General features: G+C 39.8%; 23 protein-coding genes. 22 read left to right on the forward strand and 1 reads right to left on the reverse strand.

What is annotated here, in order from left to right:
- Nucleotides 1–9 precede the first annotated feature (9 nt).
- The 17 genes from HMPREF2619_RS03585 to HMPREF2619_RS03665 all read left to right on the forward strand — a co-directional run bounded on the left by HMPREF2619_RS03585 (nucleotide 10) and on the right by HMPREF2619_RS03665 (nucleotide 11,983).
- Complete coding sequence (locus tag HMPREF2619_RS03585) at nucleotides 10–879, forward strand: branched-chain amino acid ABC transporter permease (RefSeq protein WP_000941435.1); 870 nt, start codon at nucleotides 10–12, stop codon at nucleotides 877–879.
- Between the two features lie 3 nt (nucleotides 880–882).
- Nucleotides 883–1,839: a branched-chain amino acid ABC transporter permease gene (locus tag HMPREF2619_RS03590; RefSeq protein ID WP_000662278.1), complete on the forward strand. Its 957-nt coding sequence runs from the start codon at nucleotides 883–885 to the stop codon at nucleotides 1,837–1,839.
- The gene (locus HMPREF2619_RS03595) at nucleotides 1,839–2,603 is read left to right on the forward strand and encodes an ABC transporter ATP-binding protein (RefSeq protein WP_001185990.1); all 765 of its coding nucleotides are present in this window, start codon (nucleotides 1,839–1,841) and stop codon (nucleotides 2,601–2,603) included. Before HMPREF2619_RS03590 ends, HMPREF2619_RS03595 begins: the two co-directional genes overlap by 1 nt.
- Nucleotides 2,603–3,313: an ABC transporter ATP-binding protein gene (locus tag HMPREF2619_RS03600; protein ID WP_000062228.1), complete on the forward strand. Its 711-nt coding sequence runs from the start codon at nucleotides 2,603–2,605 to the stop codon at nucleotides 3,311–3,313. Before HMPREF2619_RS03595 ends, HMPREF2619_RS03600 begins: the two co-directional genes overlap by 1 nt.
- Before the next feature lie 482 nt (nucleotides 3,314–3,795).
- Nucleotides 3,796–4,452 (forward strand): CBS domain-containing protein, encoded by a 657-nt coding sequence (locus tag HMPREF2619_RS03605; protein ID WP_049549357.1) that lies wholly within the window; start codon nucleotides 3,796–3,798, stop codon nucleotides 4,450–4,452.
- 128 nt (nucleotides 4,453–4,580) lie between these two features.
- Nucleotides 4,581–4,871: a 30S ribosomal protein S6 gene (gene rpsF, locus HMPREF2619_RS03610; protein ID WP_001151786.1), complete on the forward strand. Its 291-nt coding sequence runs from the start codon at nucleotides 4,581–4,583 to the stop codon at nucleotides 4,869–4,871.
- A gap of 11 nt (nucleotides 4,872–4,882) precedes the next feature.
- On the forward strand, nucleotides 4,883–5,353 hold the full coding sequence (ssbA, locus tag HMPREF2619_RS03615; protein ID WP_000609604.1) for a single-stranded DNA-binding protein SsbA: 471 nt from the start codon (nucleotides 4,883–4,885) through the stop codon (nucleotides 5,351–5,353).
- A gap of 32 nt (nucleotides 5,354–5,385) precedes the next feature.
- A complete protein-coding gene (gene rpsR / locus HMPREF2619_RS03620) occupies nucleotides 5,386–5,625 on the forward strand; it encodes a 30S ribosomal protein S18 (RefSeq protein ID WP_000068664.1) in 240 nt (79 codons plus the stop codon).
- Between the two features lie 273 nt (nucleotides 5,626–5,898).
- Complete coding sequence (locus HMPREF2619_RS03625) at nucleotides 5,899–6,402, forward strand: GNAT family N-acetyltransferase (protein ID WP_006152325.1); 504 nt, start codon at nucleotides 5,899–5,901, stop codon at nucleotides 6,400–6,402.
- Between the two features lie 80 nt (nucleotides 6,403–6,482).
- Entirely contained in the window at nucleotides 6,483–7,883 is a 1,401-nt protein-coding gene (locus tag HMPREF2619_RS03630) for a bifunctional Cof-type HAD-IIB family hydrolase/peptidylprolyl isomerase (protein WP_070459085.1), read from the forward strand.
- Between the two features lies 1 nt (nucleotide 7,884).
- Nucleotides 7,885–8,247, forward strand: a complete 363-nt coding sequence (locus tag HMPREF2619_RS03635) for a S1 RNA-binding domain-containing protein (protein WP_000689622.1) — start codon at nucleotides 7,885–7,887, stop codon at nucleotides 8,245–8,247.
- Nucleotides 8,248–8,296: 49 nt separating this feature from the next.
- A complete protein-coding gene (locus tag HMPREF2619_RS03640) occupies nucleotides 8,297–9,043 on the forward strand; it encodes a tRNA1(Val) (adenine(37)-N6)-methyltransferase (protein ID WP_000229054.1) in 747 nt (248 codons plus the stop codon).
- Entirely contained in the window at nucleotides 9,033–9,332 is a 300-nt protein-coding gene (locus tag HMPREF2619_RS03645) for a GIY-YIG nuclease family protein (RefSeq protein WP_070459090.1), read from the forward strand. Before HMPREF2619_RS03640 ends, HMPREF2619_RS03645 begins: the two co-directional genes overlap by 11 nt.
- A gap of 69 nt (nucleotides 9,333–9,401) precedes the next feature.
- Nucleotides 9,402–10,337: a manganese-dependent inorganic pyrophosphatase gene (locus tag HMPREF2619_RS03650; protein WP_070459094.1), complete on the forward strand. Its 936-nt coding sequence runs from the start codon at nucleotides 9,402–9,404 to the stop codon at nucleotides 10,335–10,337.
- A gap of 53 nt (nucleotides 10,338–10,390) precedes the next feature.
- Nucleotides 10,391–10,717 (forward strand): DUF2568 domain-containing protein, encoded by a 327-nt coding sequence (locus tag HMPREF2619_RS03655; RefSeq protein WP_070459097.1) that lies wholly within the window; start codon nucleotides 10,391–10,393, stop codon nucleotides 10,715–10,717.
- Between the two features lie 122 nt (nucleotides 10,718–10,839).
- Entirely contained in the window at nucleotides 10,840–11,352 is a 513-nt protein-coding gene (locus HMPREF2619_RS03660; RefSeq protein ID WP_070459100.1) for a YiiX/YebB-like N1pC/P60 family cysteine hydrolase, read from the forward strand.
- Nucleotides 11,336–11,983 carry a DUF1803 domain-containing protein gene (locus tag HMPREF2619_RS03665; RefSeq protein WP_070459103.1) on the forward strand — a complete coding sequence of 216 codons (648 nt, stop codon included), beginning with the start codon at nucleotides 11,336–11,338 and terminating at the stop codon, nucleotides 11,981–11,983. Before HMPREF2619_RS03660 ends, HMPREF2619_RS03665 begins: the two co-directional genes overlap by 17 nt.
- Nucleotides 11,984–12,024: 41 nt before the next feature.
- Here HMPREF2619_RS03665 and HMPREF2619_RS03670 read toward each other — a convergent pair whose 3' ends face one another.
- A complete protein-coding gene (locus HMPREF2619_RS03670) occupies nucleotides 12,025–13,470 on the reverse strand; it encodes a UDP-N-acetylmuramoyl-L-alanyl-D-glutamate--L-lysine ligase (protein ID WP_070459105.1) in 1,446 nt (481 codons plus the stop codon).
- 105 nt (nucleotides 13,471–13,575) lie between these two features.
- Here HMPREF2619_RS03670 and HMPREF2619_RS03675 point away from each other — a divergent pair, with 105 nt between their 5' ends.
- From HMPREF2619_RS03675 to HMPREF2619_RS03695, 5 genes are all read left to right on the forward strand, one after another.
- Nucleotides 13,576–15,198, forward strand: coding sequence for a putative polysaccharide biosynthesis protein (locus HMPREF2619_RS03675; protein WP_070459107.1), 1,623 nt, complete (start codon nucleotides 13,576–13,578; stop codon nucleotides 15,196–15,198).
- 201 nt (nucleotides 15,199–15,399) lie between these two features.
- Nucleotides 15,400–17,358: a peptide ABC transporter substrate-binding protein gene (locus HMPREF2619_RS03680; RefSeq protein WP_070459110.1), complete on the forward strand. Its 1,959-nt coding sequence runs from the start codon at nucleotides 15,400–15,402 to the stop codon at nucleotides 17,356–17,358.
- Between the two features lie 145 nt (nucleotides 17,359–17,503).
- Nucleotides 17,504–18,598, forward strand: a complete 1,095-nt coding sequence (locus HMPREF2619_RS03685) for a cystathionine gamma-synthase (RefSeq protein ID WP_070459112.1) — start codon at nucleotides 17,504–17,506, stop codon at nucleotides 18,596–18,598.
- 4 nt (nucleotides 18,599–18,602) lie between these two features.
- Nucleotides 18,603–19,769, forward strand: a complete 1,167-nt coding sequence (locus HMPREF2619_RS03690) for a MalY/PatB family protein (protein WP_070459114.1) — start codon at nucleotides 18,603–18,605, stop codon at nucleotides 19,767–19,769.
- Nucleotides 19,770–19,861: 92 nt separating this feature from the next.
- Nucleotides 19,862–22,948 carry a pilus expression-regulating Snf2 family helicase gene (locus HMPREF2619_RS03695; RefSeq protein WP_070459117.1) on the forward strand — a complete coding sequence of 1,029 codons (3,087 nt, stop codon included), beginning with the start codon at nucleotides 19,862–19,864 and terminating at the stop codon, nucleotides 22,946–22,948.
- Nucleotides 22,949–22,986: the final 38 nt, after the last annotated feature.

Here is a 22,986-nt window from a genome sequence, read left to right on the forward strand (position 1 = left end):
GTGAACCATATGCTTCAACAACTTGTCAATGGTCTAATCTTGGGTAGTGTCTATGCGCTACTAGCCCTAGGTTATACTATGGTTTATGGAATTATCAAGCTCATTAACTTTGCCCATGGTGATATTTACATGATGGGGGCTTTTATGGGTTATTTTTTGATTAATTCCTTGCAATTAAATTTCTTTGTTGCCTTGATCTTATCGATGATCGGTACAGCGATTCTCGGTGTTATCATTGAGTTCCTAGCTTATCGTCCATTACGTCATTCAACTCGAATCTCTGTATTGATTACAGCTATCGGGGTATCCTTCTTACTGGAGTATGGAATGGTCTATCTGGTAGGTGCCAATACACGTGCCTTTCCTCAAGCAATCCAAACAGTGCGTTATGACTTGGGACCAATCAGTCTAACAAATATTCAATTGTTGATTTTGACTGTCTCACTTGTTTTGATGGTTCTTCTACAACTCATCGTACAAAAAACCAAGATGGGGAAAGCCATGCGTGCCGTTTCTGTAGATAGTGATGCTGCTCAGCTGATGGGGATTAACGTGAACCGTACAATCAGTTTCACCTTTGCATTGGGTTCAGCTCTAGCTGGTGCAGCGGGTGTCTTGATTGCGCTTTACTATAACTCTCTTGAACCATTGATGGGAATGACTCCAGGTATAAAATCATTCGTGGCTGCCGTTCTTGGTGGTATCGGAATTATCCCTGGTGCAGCTCTGGGTGGCTTTGTTATTGGTCTTTTGGAGACATTTGCTACCGCCTTCGGAATGTCAGATTTCCGTGATGCCATCGTGTATGGAATCTTGCTCTTAATCTTGATTGTTCGCCCAGCTGGTATCCTCGGTAAGAATGTGAAAGAGAAGGTGTAAACAATGAAAGAAAATTTAAAAGTTAATATTCTATGGTTATTCCTTTTGTTGCTTGGATATGGTTTGATTAGCCTATTGGTTTCTGTAGGAGTCTTGAACCTTTTCCATATTCAGATTATTGAACAAATCGGTATCAACATTATTCTAGCAGTAGGTCTTAACCTTATCGTTGGGTTCTCTGGTCAGTTTTCACTTGGACATGCTGGATTTATGGCTATTGGTGCCTATGCAGCAGCCATTATCGGATCAAAATCTCCAACCTATGGTGCCTTTTTTGGAGCTATGTTGCTCGGTGCTATCATTGCTGGTCTGGTTGCCTTGGTCGTTGGAATTCCTACCCTACGTTTGAAAGGGGATTATCTTGCGGTTGCGACACTTGGTGTTGCTGAAATTATTCGTATCTTCATTATTAATGGTGGAAGCCTTACAAACGGTGCAGCTGGTATTTTGGGGATTCCTAACTTTACAACTTGGCAAATGGTATATTTCTTTGCTGTGATTACAACGATTGCTACTCTCAATTTCCTTCGTAGTCCTATCGGGCGTTTAACTTTATCTGTTCGTGAAGATGAGATTGCTGCTGAGTCAGTAGGGGTAAATACTACAAAAATTAAAATCATCGCTTTTGTTTTTGGTGCTGTTACTGCAAGTATCGCTGGTACTCTTCAGTCAGGATTTATCGGATCAGTCGTACCAAAAGATTATACGTTCATCAACTCTATCAATGTATTGATTATCGTTGTATTTGGTGGTTTAGGATCCATTACAGGGGCAATTGTTGCTGCAATCGTGCTTGGAATCTTGAACATGCTCCTTCAAGACGTGGCCAGCGTTCGTATGATTATCTATGCTTTGGCCTTAGTACTCGTTATGATCTTCAGACCAGGTGGTCTTCTTGGGACTTGGGAATTGAGCCTATCACGTCTCTTTAAAAAAGGTAAGAAGGAGGGACAAAACTAATGGCGTTACTTGAAGTAAAAAATTTAACCAAACATTTTGGTGGTCTGACAGCCGTTGGGGACGTTACTCTCGAATTGAACGAAGGTGAACTTGTTGGTTTGATTGGACCGAATGGTGCTGGGAAAACAACCCTCTTCAACTTGTTGACAGGTGTTTATGAACCAAGCGAAGGGACAGTAACCTTGGATGGTCACTTGTTAAATGGCAAGCAACCCTATAAAATCGCATCTCTTGGTTTAGGGCGTACTTTCCAAAATATCCGCCTTTTTAAAGACTTGACAGTTTTGGATAACGTTCTGATTGCATTTAGCAATCATCATAAACAACATGTTTTTGCAAGTTTCTTGCGCTTACCAGCTTTTTATAAGAATGAAAAAGAATTGAAAGCTAAAGCCTTAGAATTACTAAAAATCTTTGATTTGGATGGAGATGCTGAAACTCTAGCTAAAAATTTAGCCTATGGTCAACAACGTCGCTTAGAGATTGTTCGTGCTCTTGCTACAGAACCTAAAATCCTCTTTTTGGATGAGCCTGCGGCGGGTATGAACCCACAAGAAACTGCAGAATTGACTGAGTTGATTCGTCGTATTAAGGATGAATTCAAGATTACTATCATGCTGATTGAACATGATATGAACTTGGTTATGGAAGTTACGGAGCGTATCTATGTTCTTGAGTATGGTCGTTTGATTGCTCACGGGACACCAGATGAAATCAAGAGTAATAAACGTGTTATCGAAGCTTATCTTGGAGGTGAAGCCTAATGTCTATGTTAAAAGTTGAAAACCTCTCAGTACACTATGGTATGATTCAAGCTGTACGTGATGTGAGCTTTGAAGTAAATGAAGGAGAAGTTGTTTCCCTTATCGGTGCAAACGGTGCTGGTAAAACAACTATCCTTCGTACCTTATCAGGCCTTGTTCGTCCAAGTTCTGGTCGTATTGAATTTTTGGGACAAGAAATCCAAAAGATGCCCGCACAAAAAATTGTGGCATCAGGACTTTCTCAAGTACCAGAAGGACGTCACGTCTTCCCTGGTTTGACAGTTATGGAAAACTTGGAAATGGGAGCCTTCCTTAAGAAAAATCGTGAAGAAAATCAAGCAAATCTGAAAAAAGTATTTTCACGTTTCCCGCGTTTAGAAGAACGTAAAAACCAAGATGCAGCTACTCTATCAGGTGGTGAACAGCAGATGCTTGCTATGGGACGTGCGCTTATGTCAACGCCTAAACTTCTTCTCTTAGATGAACCATCAATGGGGCTTGCTCCAATTTTTATCCAAGAAATTTTTGATATCATCCAAGATATTCAAAAACAAGGTACGACCGTTCTTTTGATTGAGCAAAATGCCAATAAGGCACTTGCTATCGCAGATCGAGGATATGTTCTTGAAACAGGAAAGATTGTCCTATCAGGAACAGGAAAAGAACTCGCAGCATCAGACGAAGTCAGAAAAGCATATCTAGGTGGCTAAAAAGGTCTGGGGGACCTTTTTAGTCGGCGGATAGAGATTGCTTGGCAATCATCAGAACCAGTGGATTGTTTTAGTCGGCGGATAAAAATTGCGGCAGCAATTAACATCTAGTCCGGGGGACCTTTTTAGTCGGCGGATAGAGATTGCTTGGCAATCATCAGAACCAGTGGATTGTTTTAGTCGGCGGATAAGGATTGCCTAGTAATCTTCGTATAGTCTGGGAGACTAGTTTAGGTTGCGAATATAGATTGCGCAAGCAATCCACATTAGTCCGGAGGACCTTTTAGTCGGCGGATAAAGCTTGTCTTAGTCTGCGGGAAAGATTGCCAAACAAATTACATAATCATTAGATTGAGGGCCCTAATATAGGGCTCTTTTTATAGTATTTCAGAGTTTTCAGAATCTTGAAAAAGAGATGAAAGCGTTTGATTGATTTTCGTAAAAAGTGTATAATAAAGCTATAAACATAAAGGAGAGTTCCTATGGCAGTTAAAGATTTTATGACACGAAAGGTCGTATATATTAGCCCAGATACGACTGTAGCACATGCAGCAGACTTGATGCGCGAACAAGGTTTGCATCGTCTTCCTGTTATTGAAAATGATAAATTAGTTGGTCTAGTAACAGAAGGAACAATTGCTGAAGCCAGTCCATCAAAAGCAACGAGTCTTTCAATCTTTGAGATGAATTACTTGCTCAATAAAACAAAAGTAAAAGACGTCATGATTCGTAATGTTGTAACTGTCTCCGGTTATGCAAGTTTGGAAGATGCAACCTATCTTATGCTGAAAAATAAGATTGGAATCTTGCCAGTTATTGATAATGAACAAGTCTATGGTGTCATTACTGACCGTGATGTATTCAGAGCCTTTCTTGAAATTTCTGGTTATGGCGAAGAGGGAATCCGTGTTCGTTTTATCACAGAAAATGAAGTTGGGGTACTTGGTAAGATTGTTTCTTTAATCGTTGAGGAAAATCTTAATATCTCTCATACTGTTAATATTCCACGTAAAGATGGTAAGATTGTTATCGAAGTTCAAATTGAGGGAACGGTTGATCTAGCTACCTTTAAACAGAAATTTGAATCTGAGAATATTCAGGTTGAAGAAATTACACAAACTTCTGCAAAAAAACTGTAAAAAATAAAATAGAAGCAGTTTTTACTTGCGAAAAAAATTTTTTTCTAGTATAATAATTTATTGTGAGCAAACCTCACTTACCCCTTGCAAAGTCTTGGGGTCATTAGACCAAAAGGAGGAACATATCAATGGCTAAATACGAAATTCTTTATATCATTCGTCCAAACATTGAAGAAGAAGCGAAAAACGCTTTGGTAGCACGTTTTGACTCTATCTTGACTGACAACGGTGCAACTGTTGTTGAATCAAAAACATGGGAAAAACGTCGTCTTGCATACGAAATCCAAGATTTCCGCGAAGGACTTTACCACATCGTTAACGTTGAAGCAAATGATGATGCAGCTCTTAAAGAGTTTGACCGTCTTTCAAAAATCAACGCTGACATTCTTCGTCACATGATCGTCAAAACTGACGCGTAAGAAGGTAGATTATGATTAACAATGTTGTACTTGTAGGGCGTATGACTCGTGACGCTGAGTTGCGTTATACCCCATCAAATGTAGCAGTTGCGACTTTTACTCTTGCAGTAAACCGTACATTTAAGAGTCAAAATGGCGAACGTGAGGCTGATTTTATCAATGTCGTTATGTGGCGCCAACAGGCTGAAAACCTTGCTAATTGGGCTAAAAAAGGCTCACTTATCGGGGTGACAGGTCGTATTCAGACTCGTAGTTACGATAACCAGCAAGGACAACGTGTCTACGTGACGGAAGTCGTGGCTGAGAATTTCCAAATGTTGGAAAGCCGTAGTGTGCGTGAAGGACATACTGGTGGAGCTTATTCTGCACCAAGTTCAAACTATTCAGCACCTACTCAATCAGTGCCTGACTTTTCACGTGATGAAAATCCATTCGGAACAACAAATCCTTTGGATATTTCAGATGATGATTTACCATTCTAATGGACAATTAATACTATAAAGGAGAAAAAAACATGGCTCAACAACGTCGTGGCGGATTCAAACGCCGTAAAAAAGTTGATTACATCGCAGCAAACAAAATTGAATATGTTGATTACAAAGATACTGAGCTTCTTAGCCGTTTCGTTTCAGAACGTGGGAAAATCCTTCCTCGTCGTGTAACTGGAACTTCAGCTAAAAACCAACGTAAAGTAACAACAGCTATCAAACGCGCTCGCGTAATGGCTTTGATGCCTTTCGTAAACGAAGATTAAAAAAGAGGTCCAGTGGACCTCTTTTTCACGAGCCTTGAAATGAGAGAACGAGTTGGGGTCCAGTGGACCTCTTTTTCATGAGCTTGAAAACAAGAAAGCGAATTAAGACCTCAACGGGTCTTTTTTTCACGAGCTTTGAAATGAAAGAGCGAGTTGAGTTCCGAGTGGCCCCCTTTTTCCAGACCCGGTTGGGTCTTTTTTCACGAGATAGTTTTTTTCTGACCTTGGCGTGCTATAATGGTAATAGAAAGAGTAAAGGTGGGTAAGTCAAAGATGAATTGTACGATTAGAAATATGATTAAGTCTGATATTGAATCCTTATCTCATGGATTTATGAATCAAGGTTGGCCTGGTAGAGAGGAAATTTTGGCTAGATATTTTCTGGAACAGGAAAGTGGGGAGAGAGAAGTCTTAGTTGCAGAGATTGATGGTGTTGTAGCGGGCTACGTTACCATTTTGCCCTCTGCTAAACATGGTCCTTTTGCAGAAGTCTATCCAGAATTATCAGATTTTAATGTGTTTGAGCCTTTTCGAAATCAAGGGATTGGGAATCAACTGCTAGAAGAAGCAGAAAAACGAGTCAAGTTTGTTTCGAGTAAGGTCACTCTTGGTGTAGGCTTGCACTTAGGCTATGGCCCTGCCCAGAGATTGTATATCAGACGGGGCTACATTCCAGATGGGACAGGTGTCTGGTATCGAAATCAACCCTTGGAAATGAATGCAACTAGCCAAAATAATGATGATTTGGTTTTGTATCTAGTAAAGGAATTCGGATAAGAGACAAGGATTTTATTGGGGATGTGGGATTCCTCTACTTTATGGTATAATGGAAAGAGTGAATTGAAGGAGGTAATGAGATGGATGCGAAATTAAGATATAAGGCAAAAAAGATAAAGATTGTTTTTTTTGATATTGATGATACTTTGCGAAACTCAAAGACTGGTTTTATCCCAACCTCAATTCCAACAGTATTTCAACAATTACGTGAAAAAGGTATTTTGACTGGGATTGCGACTGGTCGTGGGATTTTCGGTGTCGTGCCAGAGATTCGCGAACTTAAACCTGACTTTTTTGTTACTCTGAATGGTGCCTATATTGAGGATAAAAAAGGCAATGTGATTGATAGTAACAAAATCTCTAAAGATAAGGTTGAAACCTATATTGCTTGGACTAAGGAAGTGGGGATTGACTATGGTTTAGTTGGTAGTCATACTGCTAAACTCTCCACTAGAACTAAGTTGATTAGTGAGGCCATTGATCCAATTTATCCTGACTTGGATGTTGATCCTGATTTTTATGAAAAAGAAGACATCTATCAGATGTGGACTTTTGAGGATCAGGGAGATGACCTGACTTTGCCTGAAAGTTTAGCATCGACTTTGCGTATGGTACGCTGGCATGAACATTCGTCAGATGTGGTACCAATTTCAGGTTCAAAAGCAGCTGGTGTAGCAAAAGTTGTAGAACATTTAGGTCTTAAACCTGAGAACGTGATGGTTTTTGGGGACGGACTTAACGATTTAGAGCTCTTTGATTATGCAGGCATTAGTGTCGCTATGGGTGTTTCTCATGACAAAATCAAAGAAAAAGCAGATTATATTACAAAAACATTAGAAGAGGATGGCATTTTCGATGCCTTAGAAGGATTTGGTATGATAGAAAAAGAATTACAGTTTCCACAAGTAGACATTGAAGCAGTAGAAGGTCCGATTGCGACTATTAAGACAAATCATGGAGACTTGCGTATTAAGCTTTTCCCTGAGCATGCACCAAAAACAGTTGCCAACTTTATTGCTCTGTCTAAAGATGGTTACTATGATGGTGTCATTTTCCATCGTATTATCAAGGACTTTATGATTCAAGGTGGAGACCCAACTGGAACTGGTATGGGTGGCGAGTCAATCTATGGAGAATCTTTTGAGGATGAGTTTTCAGAAGAACTTTACAATGTCCGTGGAGCCCTTTCTATGGCTAATGCTGGGCCAAATACAAATGGTAGCCAGTTCTTTATCGTGCAAAATCAACACTTGCCATATTCTAAGAAAGAAATTGCTCGTGGTGGTTGGCCAGAACCAATTGCGGAAATTTATGCAGAACAAGGTGGAACTCCTCACTTAGATCGTCGTCACACAGTTTTTGGACAGCTTGCAGATGAAGCTTCTTATGAAGTTCTGGATGCAATTGCAGGTGTAGAAACAGGTGCAATGGACAAGCCAGTTGAAGATGTCGTCATCGAAACGATTGAAATCGAGGACTAGGATGAAAATAGGTGATAAGCTAACAGGGCGAATTACAGGGATTCAGTCTTATGGAGCCTTTGTGGAGTTAGAGACTGGTATCACAGGCTTGATTCATATTTCTGAAATTCGTACAGGATTTATTGAGAATATCTATGATGTACTGAAAATCGGTGAAGAAGTTCAAGTCCAAGTTGTCGATTTGGACGAATATACAGGGAAAGCAAGTCTTTCTATTCGGACTTTGGAAGAAGAGAAACATCAATTACCGAGACGGAGACGTTTTTCAAGTGACCGTGTCAAATACGGATTTGCTCCTTTGGCTCGTATGATGCCTATCTGGACCAAGGAAGCTATCTCTAATCTAAATAAGAAAAAGTCTTAATTGATTTTTTCTCTCTTGAAATGTTAATATAGTTTGTTATAATAGAAGTATGGTAGAAGAATTATTAAAATCAGGAGAGAGAATCAACCAGCTCTTTTCTACAGATATCAAGATTATTCAAAATAGAGAGGTTTTCAGCTATTCGGTGGATAGTGTCCTTTTGTCACGCTTTCCTCGCTTTCCTAAAAATGGCTTGATAGTGGATTTTTGTGCGGGTAATGGAGCTGTTGGACTTTTTGCCAGTAGTCGTACTAAGGCGAAAATTCTGTCTGTTGAAATCCAGGAACGATTGGCGGATATGGCAGACCGGTCAGTCCGATTAAATGGCTTAGAAGAACAGATGCAGGTCATTTGTGATGATTTGAAAAATATGCCTGCTTACATTCAGGGGAGTAAGGTTGATTTGATTTTATGCAACCCTCCCTATTTTAAGGTGGACCCAAATTCTAATCTGAACGAGAGTGAGCATTATTTGTTGGCTCGGCACGAAATTACGACCAATCTTAAGGAAATCTGCCGTAGTGCCCAAAGTATTCTCAAATCCAATGGGCGTTTAGCCATGGTTCATCGTCCAGATAGATTATTAGATATCTTAGATACGCTTCAACAGCATAATCTAGCTCCAAAGCGTCTGCAATTTGTTTACCCTAAACGGGAGAAAGAAGCCAATATGCTTTTGATCGAGGCTATCAAGGACGGCTCCACTAGTGGTTTTAAGGTTCTGCCACCACTCATTGTTCATAATGATGATGGTTCCTATACTCCAGAAATTCAAGAGATTTACTATGGATCATAAGGCTTACATGTATGTGGTAGAGTGTTGTGATGGTACCTACTATACTGGCTATACAACGGATGTCAAAAAAAGAATCGCCGTTCACAATAGTGGTAAGGGAGCCAAGTACACACGTGCTCGGTTGCCAGTAAAACTTATCTATGTAGAAGGTTTCGATAGTAAAGAAGAAGCCATGTCAGCCGAAGCGCTTCTAAAACGTAAGAAGAGGCCACAGAAGGAAAGATTTTTATCTGACAACCAAGAAAAAAATTTAATCAGTCATTTTGAAGAGTTGAGGGGAGTTCTTTGATTCCTCTTACTTTTGTCAAAAATTGAAAAAAATGCTACAATAAAGAGAATAAAGAAACGAGGTATTATCATGTCTAAGATTCTAGTATTTGGTCACCAAAATCCAGATTCAGATGCTATTGGTTCATCTGTAGCCTTTGCCTACCTTGCAAAAGAGGCTTATGGATTGGATACAGAAGCGGTGGCTCTTGGAACTCCAAATGAAGAAACAGCTTTCGTATTGAACTATTTTGGTGTGGAAGCACCGCGCGTGATCACATCAGCTAAAGCAGAAGGTGTAGAACAAGTTATTTTAACTGACCACAATGAATTCCAACAATCAGTTTCAGATATTTCTGAAGTAGAAGTTTACGGTGTTGTGGACCACCACCGTGTGGCTAACTTTGAAACTGCAAGCCCACTTTACATGCGTTTGGAGCCAGTTGGATCAGCATCTTCTATCGTTTACCGTATGTTCAAAGAACACGGTGTAGCTGTTCCAAAAGAAATTGCAGGTTTGATGCTTTCAGGTTTGATTTCAGATACCCTTCTTTTGAAATCTCCAACAACACACCCATCTGATAAGGTGATTGCGCCTGAATTGGCTGAATTAGCTGGTGTGAACTTGGAAGAATACGGTCTTGCAATGCTCAAGGCTGGTACAAATTTGGCAAGCAAGTCAGCAGAAGAATTGATCGACATCGATGCAAAGACTTTTGAATTGAACGGTAACAACGTACGTGTTGCCCAAGTGAATACAGTTGATATTGCTGAAGTCTTGGAACGCCAAGCTGAAATCGAAGCAGCCATCCAAGCTGCAAATGTAGCTAATGGCTACTCTGACTTTGTCTTGATGATCACTGATATTGTCAACTCAAACTCAGAAATTTTGGCTCTTGGTGCTAATATGGACAAGGTAGAAGCAGCTTTCAACTTCAAACTTGAAAACAACCATGCTTTCCTTCCAGGTGCCGTTTCACGTAAGAAACAAGTGGTGCCACAATTGACAGAAAGCTTTAATGGGTAATATTTAAGGAATATTTGGAACTGTTAATTTGACTATTTATAGAAGGTGATAGCATGATGCGATTGATTGAAGGGCTACGCTTTTTGGTTGAGTTTGTAGCAATCCTTGGTCTTTTCTCCGTGTCTGTAATACAAATTTCTTGGCAGGAAAAATTCCTATTTTTTCTTATAGCAGTTCTATTAATCTTATTATGGGCACGATATATGGCGCCAAAATCTCCACATGCTTTTAAAAAATGGCATCGCCTCATTGCTGAGACGTCGATTTTTATTTTAGTTAGTGGTAGTTTTTGGCATTTGTATGGATTGCAAATAGGCATCTTCTACTTAGCTCTGTCTTTTGGAAGTTTGGTGCTACTTTATTATTTTCAGCTAGAGTGATTCTTGGAATATAGTTAATGAATTATTTAAATGGTAATTATTTGACTGGAGATTGACACGAGAAAACGATGTTTTCCATATAGCTAAAGGAGTTTCGGCTCCTTTTTTGCTAGGAGAGAAGTATGTTAGAAAATGGCGATTTGATTTTTGTGAAAGATGATTCGGATATAGGACAGGCCATCCAGGAATCTACTGGTCACTATAGCCATGTGGCCATCTTTTTGGACGGACAGGTTTATCATGCAACGGTTGAAGGTGGTGTCATTGCACAATTATCTGAAGATTTTTTTGAAGACGGGAAAGTATATGACCTCTATAGCTATCCGAAAATCGATAGGAAAGGAGTCAAGAAGCTGGCAGAGAGCCTTTTAGGGGCTCCCTACAATGCTTCCTTTTATCCCAACGGAGCTGGTTTTTACTGTTCTCAGTTTGTAGCAGAAATTCTTCCTATTTTCGAGACCATTCCCATGAAGTTTGGGGATGGGACGAAGGAGATTGGTGATTTCTGGAGAGAATATTATCGAGATTTGGGGCTTCCTGTACCTCTGAATCAGTCCGGCACTAACCCGAGTCAATTAGCAGCATCACCACTTTTAGTTTGTAAAGAAAGGAATCTTCATGATTCAGATTTTTAATCCATCTCGTTTGACGCGACAACCATTCTTTAGAGATTTGGTAGACTATCTTGATCAGCATGATGATGTTATCCTCCGTGAAATCAAGGCTCAGTTTCCAGAGGTCGCAGTTGACAAGCTCTTGGAGGAATACATTAAGGCGGGTTTGATTTTGAGAGAAAACAAACGCTATTATCTCAATCTTCCCTTTCTAGAATCTACAGAATCTCTTGAACTGGACCAAGAAGTCTTTGTGAGAGATGATAGCCCAATCTATCAAGAAATCCTGGAGAAAGATTTTCAGACCGAATTGCGCAATCAAACCAATGCAGCTATCTTAAAAGAATATACCGATTTTGCAAGAGAAAAGATGACACTGTCTAATTATTTTTATAAGGTCAAGCATCAGTATCCTTTGACGGAAGAACAGCAGGCGCTCTACGGAATTTTAGGGGATGTCAATCCTGAGTATGCCCTCAAGTACATGACTACCTTTTTACTCAAGTTCCTCAAAAAAGATCAACTCATGCAGAAACGACGTGATATCTTTGTTGATAGTTTAGTCTTATTAGGTTATATCGTTCAAAATGAAGATGGAAAATATGAGTTGACTGTAGAATTTGATAAAGAAAGACTCATCTTTATAAAATAATAGAAGAAGACTAGGAAATTTCCTAGCCTTCTTTAAATTTACTATAGATAACGTTCAGCGATGGCTGCATCACCTGGATAGTCTTCTTTCTTACCTTGGATGATTTGGTAGCAGTCAGCTCCTTTACCAGCGATAATGACAGCATCCAGTTCTTGACCTGTAACAGACATCGCAGCCTTGATAGCTTGTTCACGGTCAGCAATCTTTTCAACAGGATGATGGATGTAGCTACTGATTTCATCTGCAATAGCCATTGGATCTTCGTAGTTTGGATCATCAGCCGTTAGAAAGACTTGAATTTCAGGGTGCTGATTGAGAAGAAGTCCAAAGTCCTTACGACGGCTTTCTCCCTTGTTTCCAGTTGAGCCAAGTACTAGAGCAATCTTTCCAGTCTGATGTGTTTCAACCACTGAGATTAGTTTTTTAAGACTGTCACCATTGTGGGCGTAGTCAATGAAAACTTTTGCGCCATTTTTCTGAGTGAGGACTTCCATGCGGCCAGGGACACGAGTTATCGCGATTCCTTTTTTAATGTCTTCCAGACTAGCACCTAAACGAAGGCAGGCAAGTCCAGCAGCGACTGCATTTTCTTGGTTGAAATGTCCAATCAACTGGATATCATAGTCTCCTGCTAATTTACCAGTAGCTGAGAAGCTAAAGGCTTTGGAGTTTTCGATCTGGTTATTTGACTGGCTACCGTAGAAGTCATGCTCTTGGTTCTCAACTTGTTCTTTTAGAACAGAGAAGTGGTCCATATCGCTATTAATGACAACTGCTCGGCTATTTTTCATCAAGAGACGCTTGTGGTAGAAGTAGTCTTCAAAGGTTGGATGTTCAATAGGACCAATATGGTCTGGTGTGACGTTGAGAAAAACTCCCACGTCGAAAGTTAAACCATACACTCGATTTACCAAATAAGCTTGGCTGGATACTTCCATGATAAGGTGGGTTCTTCCATTATCAACTGCTTGAGCCATCATATCAAAGAGATCAATGCTTTCAGGAGTTGTTAGAGCAGATTTAAAGAAAGTCTTACCGTCCAAAGTCGTGTTCATGGTTGACAACATAGCTGGATGATGTTGTTGACTTAAGATGTTGTAGGCGAAGTAAGCTGCTGTAGTTTTTCCTTTAGTACCAGTGAAAGCAAGTAATTTTAATTTTTCCTGAGGGTTGCCATAAAACTCCATGGCAATCAAACTCATGGCTTTCTTAATATCGCTAACGACAATAACGGGAATACCGACTTCATAGTCCTGTTCTGCTACATACCAACCAAGCCCTTGTGCGATTGCCGAAAGGAGAAATTCTTTTTTGAAGGCTGCTCCTTTGACAAAAAAGAGGCAATTTTCTTGTGCTTTTCGGCTATCGTAGCAGATGCTATCAAAAACGACATCACTGTAGTTGTAGTGGTAATGTCCTTGGTCGATGATCTCACGGAAGAGATCATCTTTCTTTAAAATATCTAATACGTTTTCAATCTTTATCATACTTTCTATTGTAAACCGAAAGTCTGAATTTTACAAGTAACAAGGAAAAGTTTATAATGGAAGATAAGGAACATTTCCTAGTTATTAAAATTGAATGAGGAAGTTATGTCTAACGAAAATAATCATCAGCAGGCCCAGATGTTACGAGGGACTGCCTGGCTAACGGCTAGTAACTTTATCAGTCGCCTGCTCGGGGCCATCTACATCATCCCTTGGTATATTTGGATGGGGACTTATGCCGCTAAGGCAAATGGACTTTTCACCATGGGCTACAATATCTACGCCTGGTTCTTGTTGATTTCGACAGCAGGTATCCCGGTAGCAGTCGCTAAGCAGGTTGCCAAGTATAACACTATGCAAGAAGAAGAGCATAGTTTTGCTCTGATTCGGAGTTTCCTGGGCTTTATGACTGGACTCGGTCTTGTCTTTGCTTTGGTTTTATATCTCTTTGCGCCTTGGATGGCAGACCTTTCTGGTGTCGGTAAGGACTTAATTCCAATTATGCAGAGCTTGGCTTGGGGGGTATTGATTTTCCCATCTATGAGTGTTATCCGCGGATTTTTCCAAGGAATGAATAATCTCAAGCCTTATGCCATGAGCCAAATCGCCGAGCAGGTTATCCGTGTTATTTGGATGCTCTTAGCAACCTTTATCATCATGAAGCTTGGTTCGGGAGACTATCTAGCAGCAGTCACCCAGTCTACCTTTGCGGCCTTTGTGGGAATGGTAGCTAGCTTTGCTGTCTTACTTTATTTCCTTTTTAAAGAAGGGATGCTTCAAAAAGTTTTTGAAACGCGAGATAAGATTGATAGCAAACACCTGTTAATTGATACGATTAAGGAAGCTATTCCTTTTATCATAACAGGGTCAGCTATTCAGCTCTTCCAAATCTTGGACCAAATGACCTTTATCAATAGCATGAAGTGGTTTACCAACTACAGTAATGAAGACTTGGTTGTCATGTTTTCTTACTTCTCTGCCAATCCTAATAAAATCACCATGATTTTGATTTCGGTAGGAGTTTCGATTGGTAGCGTTGGGCTACCTCTCTTGACAGAGAACTATGTAAAGGGAGATTTACCAGCAGCTTCTCGTCTCATTCAAGATAGTATAACCATGCTTTTCCTATTCCTCTTACCTGCAACGGTTGGAGTAGTCATGGTAGGAGAACCCCTCTATACAGTCTTTTACGGTAAGCCAGATAGTTTGGCAATGGGCTTGTTTGTCTTTGCAGTCTTGCAGTCAACAATCCTAGGTTTGTACATGGTCTTATCACCAATGCTTCAAGCTATGTTCCGTAATCGCAAGGCAATCCTTTACTTTTTCTATGGTTCCATTGCCAAGCTCGTCTTACAAATACCATCAATAGCGATTTTCCATAGCTATGGTCCTCTCATTTCAACGACCATCGGTCTTATCATTCCAATTGTTTTAATGTATCGCGAGATCTGTCAGATTACAGGAGTTCATCGAAAAATTGTCCTTAAACGAACCATCCTAGTGACTATTTTAACTCTTGTCATGTTTATCCTGGTAGGCTTCTTACAATGGATTCTTGGATTTGTTTTCCATCCAACTGGACGTTTCTGGAGCTTCATCTATGTCTCCCTAATCGGAACAATCGGTGGTGGACTGTACGGATTCATGAGTCTCTATACTCGTCTCTTAGATAAGGTTATTGGACAGGTAAAAGCTGACCAGTTACGAGCACGATTAAAATTATCATAATACTTTATAAATAAAATGAATAATTTGAACTTTTCTATCCGAAAAAGTTTAAATTGTTCATTTTTTTATTTAAAAAATAGGATAAAATATAAAATTAGTAGAAAAAAATCTATAATTTGGTAAAAATTAGATAAAATTGCTTGACTAAAAAAAACAATAGCTGTATAATGATACAAATATTTAAATTTGGAGGTTCTGGAAATGAAAAAGTCTAAGGCAAAATATCTGACGCTGGCAGGCCTTGCCCTAAGTGCCGGTCTACTATTGGCGGCTTGTAGCATCTCAGCTAGTTCAACTAAAACATACAACTATGTCTATTCTAGCGATCCGTCTAGTTTGAACTATCTTGCAGAAAACCGTGCAACAACTAATGACATCGTTACCAATTTGGTAGATGGGTTGATGGAAAATGACCAATACGGTAACTACGTTCCATCCTTAGCAGAGGATTGGAGTGTTTCTCAGGACGGTTTGACATACACTTATAAACTTCGTAAAGATGCTAAGTGGTATACCTCTGAAGGTGAAGAATATGCTCCAGTAACTGCCCAAGATTTTGTAACTGGTTTGAAATATGCTGCAGATAAAAAATCCGAGGCTTTGTATCTGGTTCAAGATTCTGTAGCAGGTTTGGATGACTATATCAACGGGAAAACAACTGACTTTTCAACTGTCGGTGTTAAGGCGATTGACGACCAAACAGTTCAGTACACTTTGACACGACCAGAATCTTATTGGAATTCTAAAACAACATCAACCATTCTCTTCCCTGTCAATGCAGACTTCCTGAAATCAAAAGGGGATGATTTTGGTAAGGTGGATCCTTCTAGTATTTTGTACAATGGACCTTTCTTGATGAAATCCTTTGTTTCAAAATCTGTCATCGAATTCAAGAAAAATCCCAACTACTGGGATGAAAAAAATGTCTTTGTGGATGATGTGAAATTGGCCTATTATGATGGTAGTGACCAAGATGCACTAGCTCGTAACTTTGTAGAAGGAGTCTACAGCTACGCACGTCTCTATCCAAATAGCTCAAGCTTTGAAGGAATTAAAGAGAAGAACAAAGATAACATCATTTATAGTATGCAAACCGCAACTTCTTATTACTTGAACTTCAACTTGGACAGAAAATCTTATAACTTCACATCTAAATCCTCAGATATCGAAAAGAAATCAACTCAAGAAGCAGTTCTGAATAAAAACTTCCGTCAAGCCTTCAACTATGCTTATAACCGTACAGCCTATGGAGCTCAATCTCAAGGGGAAGACGGAGCAACGAAGATTATTCGTAACCTAGTTGTACCTCCAACATTTGTAAGTATCAACGGAAAAGACTTTGGCGATGTTGTTTCAGAAAAGATGGTCAACTATGGCCAAGAATGGCAAGGAATCAACTTTGCAGATGCACAAGACCCATACTACAATCCTGACAAGGCTAAGGCTAAGTTTGCAGAAGCTAAGAAAGAATTGGAAGCTAAGGGTGTGCAGTTCCCAATCCACTTGGATGTATCAGTTGACCAATCAGCTAAAAAAGGTGTACTTGAAGCAAGTTCTTTGAAACAATCCATCGAATCTGTCTTAGGGGCTGAGAATGTGGTTATCGATATCCAACAATTATCAACAGATGACTACGATAATTCTAGCTACCTAGCTCAAACCGCAGCTCAAAAGGATTTTGATATTTATAATGGTGGTTGGAGTGCTGACTACTTGGATCCATCAAGTTATCTTGATATCCTAAATGTTAATAATGGGGGTATGTTGCAAAACATTGGTCTAGAACCAGGTGAGGTAAATGACAAGGCTAAGGCAGTTGGACTCGATACTTACACTCAAATGCTAGAAGAAGCGAACAAGGAGCAAGAACCAGCAAAACGTTATGAAAAATATGCTGAAGTTCAAGCTTGGCTCGTTGATAGCGCCCTTGCAATTCCAAACGTTTCTCTTGGTGGAACACCGACCTTGAGAAAGACAGTTCCATTCTCATCGCCATTCTCACAAGCAGGAAATAAGGGTGTCGAATCATACAAATATCTCAAGTTGCAAGATAAGACTGTAACGGCTGATGAGTATGAAAAAGCTAAAGAAAAATGGCTAAAAGAAAAAGAAGAATCTAACAAAAAAGCCCAAGAAGAATTAGCTAAACACGTTAAATAATCAGTCAGTGCAACAGGAAAAACGATAGTTTCTCAGGAAGCTATCGTTTTTGTATAGTTTGAAACTATAACTAGCTCTTGAAAACAAGAAAACGAAGGATACAAAATAAGTGGTACAATAGTTACTATAGATTTGGAGGTATTGTATGAGTAAATCATTTCACATCAACACAATTTTAGCACAAGCGGGGATCAAGTCTGATGAGGCAACAGGTGCTTTGGTTACACCTATTCACTTTTCAACGACTTATCAGCACCCAGAATTTGGTCAATCAACTGGATTTGACTATACCCGTACCAAAAACCCAACTCGTAGCAAGGCAGAGGAAGTCTTAGCAGCTATTGAATCAGCCAACTATGCTCTAGCAACTAGTTCAGGTATGTCTGCGATTGTGTTAGCCTTTAGCGTTTTTCCAGTAGGAAGCAAGGTTTTGGCTGTCCGTGACCTTTACGGTGGTTCTTTCCGCTGGTTCAATCAAGTGGAACAGGAAGGACGTTTCCACTTTACTTATGCAAACACAGAAGAAGAGCTAATTGCTGAGCTAGAAAAGGATGTGGATGTACTCTATATTGAAACACCAACCAACCCTTTGATGTTGGAATTTGATATTGAAAAATTGTCAACATTAGCTCATGCAAAAGGTGCTAAAGTTGTCGTGGACAATACCTTCTACAGTCCTATCTATCAACGTCCAATTGAAGACGGGGCAGATATCGTCCTTCATTCAGCGACAAAATACCTTGCAGGACATAATGATGTTCTAGCTGGTGTAGTCGTGACAGATAGTGCTGATTTATATGAAAAACTCTTTTACAATCTCAACACAACAGGGGCTGTTTTGTCACCATTTGATAGTTATCAATTGATTCGTGGTCTTAAAACCTTGTCACTTCGTATGGAGCGCTCAACAGCCAATGCTCAAGAAATCGTAGCCTTTCTAGAACAATCACCTGCTGTCAAAGAAGTCTTGTATACAGGTCGTGGGGGAATGATTTCCTTTAAAGTAGCAGATGAGAAGCGTATCCCTCATATTTTGAATACTTTGAAAGTATTTTCTTTTGCTGAGAGTCTGGGTGGTGTAGAAAGTCTGATTACCTACCCAACTACTCAAACCCATGCAGACATTCCTGCAGAGGTTCGTCATTCTTATGGACTGACAGATGACCTCTTGCGCTTGTCTATTGGTATTGAGGATGCTAGAGATTTGATTGAAGATTTGCGTCAAGCCTTGGAAGGATAAAACTATGGGAAGATATGATTTTACGACCTTGCCCAATCGTTTTGGACATCATACCTATAAATGGAAAGAAGCAGAGACTGACCGAGAAGTATTACCAGCCTGGATTGCTGATATGGACTTTGAAGTGTTACCTGAGATTCGTCAGACTGTCCATGACTATGCGGAGCAATTAGTTTATGGCTATACCTATGCTAGTGATGGATTGATTGAAGCCGTTCAAAACTGGGAGGAAAAACAGCACGGTTATCGCTTTGATAAGGATGCCCTAGTCTTCATCGAAGGAGTAGTACCTGCCATTTCAACAGCCATTCAAGCCTTTACCAAGGAAGGCCAAGCAGTGCTCATTAACACACCAGTATATCCTCCTTTTGCTCGCAGTATTAAGCTCAATAATCGTAGACTAATCACCAACTCTCTAGTAGAAAAAGACGGACTTTTTGAGATTGACTTTGATCAATTAGAGAAAGACTTTGTTGAAGAGGATGTGAAACTTTACGTTCTCTGCAACCCTCATAATCCTGGTGGACGTGTTTGGGAGAAGGAAGTCTTAGAGAAGATTGGACAACTTTGTCAAAAACATGGAGTTTTGTTGGTGTCTGATGAGATTCACCAAGATTTGGCCTTGTTTGGAAACAAGCACCAGTCATTCAATACGGTAAATGAAGATTTTAAAGAATTTTCACTGATTTTAAGCAGCGCTACCAAGACCTTCAACATTGCTGGAACAAAGAATTCCTATGCTATCATCGAGAATCCTAAGTTAAGAGTTGCTTTCCAAAAACGCCAGCTGGCTAATAATCAACATGAAATCTCAGGGTTGGGATATTTGGCAACAGAAGCAGCCTATCGCTCTGGTGAAGATTGGTTAACAGAACTCAAAGAACTGATTGAGAAACACATCAATTATGTAGTCGATGTGTTTGGAAAAGAAACGAAAATCAAGGTCATGAAACCTCAAGGGACCTATCTCGTTTGGCTTGATTTTTCAGCCTACGATATTAGTGATGAAGAATTAAGAAGCCTCTTAAGAGACGAAGCCAAGGTTATCCTGAACAGAGGCTTGGACTTTGGTGAAGAAGGAGCCCTCCACGCTCGCTTAAATGTAGCCATGCCGACATCTGTCTTGGAAGAAGTTTGTCAACGAATCATTGCTACTTTCGCTAAATTTTAAGAAGCCAGCCTTTTAGGAGAAAAGTACTCCTAGAAGGCTATTTTCGTAAGAAGAAATGTGGTATAATTAAGAGATAAAGTAAAGGGGAAAATATGGCTAAATTGATTCCAGGGAAGCTTCGAATGGAGGGAGCTCAACTCTACGAAACTGGTCAGATTGAAATTATCAAAGAGAAAGACCATCGCCTCTATGCGCGTGTAGCAGATGAAGAAATTCGCTATAGCCTGGATGATGATTTGGTTTTTTGTGCTTGTGATTTTTTCCCAAAAAGAGGGTTTTGTGTGCATTTGGCAGCACTAGAACATTACCTTAAAAATGATCACATTGGTCAGGAACTCTTGGGAAATCTGGAAAATGTGCACGAACAGAAAGAAGAAGTTGAAACTCAGGTTACTTTTGGAGGAAAGTTTTTAGAATCCATTCAAATTCCGAAACTTTCTGAAATCTATCAGTTGTCTGCTCAAGGGCAGGTTGAAGCAGGGACTAATCGTATTATTTGGACTTTGAGAGTCGGTCTTATTCAGACACAGAAATTCTATGTAATCCGAGATATACCCCTTTTTCTGAAGGTGTTAGAAACTAGCAAACCCTATATGATTGGGAAGTTATATGAAACTTCCTTGAATATTCGTCAGTTTGATGAAAGTAGCCAATTTGTTCTAAATTTCCTTCAAGGAATTCTAGAAGATGAGGCTGAAAATGCCCTTTTTTTCCAAAATCAAGGTCGTCATCTCTATTTCCCGCTGTCTTTTTTTGAGCAGGGTGTTAGTCTGCTGATGGGCTTAGATGCATTTCAATTTGACCATCAGATTTCGAATTATCACCACCTTGTATTTCAAGATTTTGATGGTCAAGCAGGTTTGTTTACCTTTCGAATTGAAGAAAAGTCCAACTATTTTGAGATGGAAATTGTTCAACAGGTAGGGCTTAATTCGTTTTATAAGGGACAAGTCCTGTTTACTAAAGGTACATTTTATCTTCTGTCTAAAGAACAAACTAGACTTATAGAAAAATTAAAAAAAGTATCTATCGATAAAAGTGGTAGAAAGATTTTACAATTTGATACCAGTGATCGAGACCTTTTAGCTTCGACCTTGTCGCAGTTTAAAGACATAGGAGAGGTAAAAGCCCCTGATGCGCTTCGAATTCAGTCTTTCCGTCCTTCTTTCTACATGGAAGGAGAAGAGGACGGTTCTATTCGTTTGGATATGCAGTTTCAGTATGAAACTTGCCTAGTAAGGAATCGTAATGAACTAGAGAGTCTTCCATTTGCTAGCGATATTAAACTAGAGAAAGAGATTTTTCAACTAGCTCTATCAGCTGGATTTGAAGCAGATTTTCGTTCATGGCGTCAAAGTTTGAAAGCTGATGCAGTCCATGCCTTCTTCCAGGAAGTTTTGCCAGCCTTTGCAGCACTTGGAGAATTAAAGATTTCTGAAAGCTTGCAAGACCTTTATCAGGTTCAGAAGCCTCAAGTTCACATCTCATCCAAGGGAAGCCTATTAGAAATTCAATTTGATTTTCAAGATATAGATCAAGAAGAAATCGATCGAGCGATGAAAGCGCTAGTTGAGAAGCAGGATTATTATATTTCGTCCTCTAACCAGGTTTACTATTTTGATGATCAGACCAAGCGTATCCGTCAGGATTTAGAAGAATTAGGGATAGAGGACCTACAAGATGGAGCTTTTCGAGCTCGTAAATCCCTAGCTTATACCCTATCTCATCTATTTAAGGACCAGGATCAAATTTCTTTCACCGAAGAATTTCGCAATCTGGCCCATGATTTGACGCATCCAGAAGATTTTCCGATGAAAGTGCTGAATATCAAAGCAGATCTCAGGGATTATCAGAAAAAGGGAATTCAGTGGTTTCAGATGCTTCACTATTATGGCTTTGGTGGGATTTTAGCAGACGATATGGGGCTTGGGAAAACCTTGCAAACTATTGCCTTTTTAAGTAGTCAGGTTCAAGCAGATACTAGTGTCCTAATCCTTGCACCATCTGGCTTAATCTATAACTGGGCTGATGAATTTCAAAAGTTTGCTCCAGATTTGGATGTAGCGGTTGTGCATGGCTTAAAATCTCATCGAGAGTCAATTTTGGCAGAAAATCATCAGATTTATGTTACAAGCTATGCTACTTTCCGTCAGGACAGTGAGATTTATCGAAACCTATCTTTTGATTTTCTTTTTCTAGATGAAGCTCAAGTGATGAAAAATGCACAAACGAAGATTGCTCAAAGTTTGCGACGATTTGTGGTTCCATCTGTCTTTGCACTATCAGGAACACCGATTGAAAACCATCTGGGAGAACTCTGGTCGATTTTTCAGATTGTCTTACCAGGCCTCTTACCTGCTAAGAAGGAGTTTATGAAACTATCAACTGAGAGAGTGGCTCAATTTATCAAACCCTTTGTCATGAGACGTAAGAAAGAAGAGGTTTTGACAGAGTTGCCTGACTTGATTGAAGTTGTCTATAAGAATGAACTGGAGGATCAACAAAAAGCTATCTATCTTGCTCAACTGCAACAGATGCAGGAACGTTTGGGACAGGTAAGCGATTCGGAATTTCAACGAAATCGCGTCGAAATTTTGACTGGACTCATGCGTCTGCGTCAGATTTGTGATACGCCTGCGCTCTTTATGGAGGACTACCAAGGAGAGAGCGGAAAGCTGGATAGTTTACGAGATTTGCTGGTTCAGATTGCTGAAGGTGGGCATCGTGTACTTATTTTCTCACAATTTAGAGGTATGCTGGATCGGATTGAGCAAGAGCTACCTGACTTAGGTTTGACTTCATTTAAAATTACGGGTTCAACACCTTCGCAAGAACGTCAAGAGATGACCAAGGCTTTTAACCAAGGTGAGCGCGATGTATTTTTAATTTCCCTAAAGGCTGGCGGGGTCGGTCTCAATCTCACTGGTGCCGATACAGTCATTTTAGTAGACTTATGGTGGAATCCTGCAGTTGAATCGCAGGCTATCGGTCGCGCCCATCGTATGGGGCAAGAGCAGGCTGTTGAAGTTTATCGGCTTGTGACTCGAGGCACAATTGAAGAAAAGATTCAAGAATTACAAGAGAAAAAGAAAAATCTTGTTTCTGAAATCTTGGATGGAACAGAGTCTCGAGGCAGTCTGAGTCTAGCTGAAATACGAGAAATTTTAGGGATTTCATGAGCCTATACTTGAAAAATCAAGACATTACGCTATAATGG

Source organism: Streptococcus sp. HMSC074B11 (genome assembly GCF_001808705.1).
GTDB lineage: Bacteria > Bacillota > Bacilli > Lactobacillales > Streptococcaceae > Streptococcus.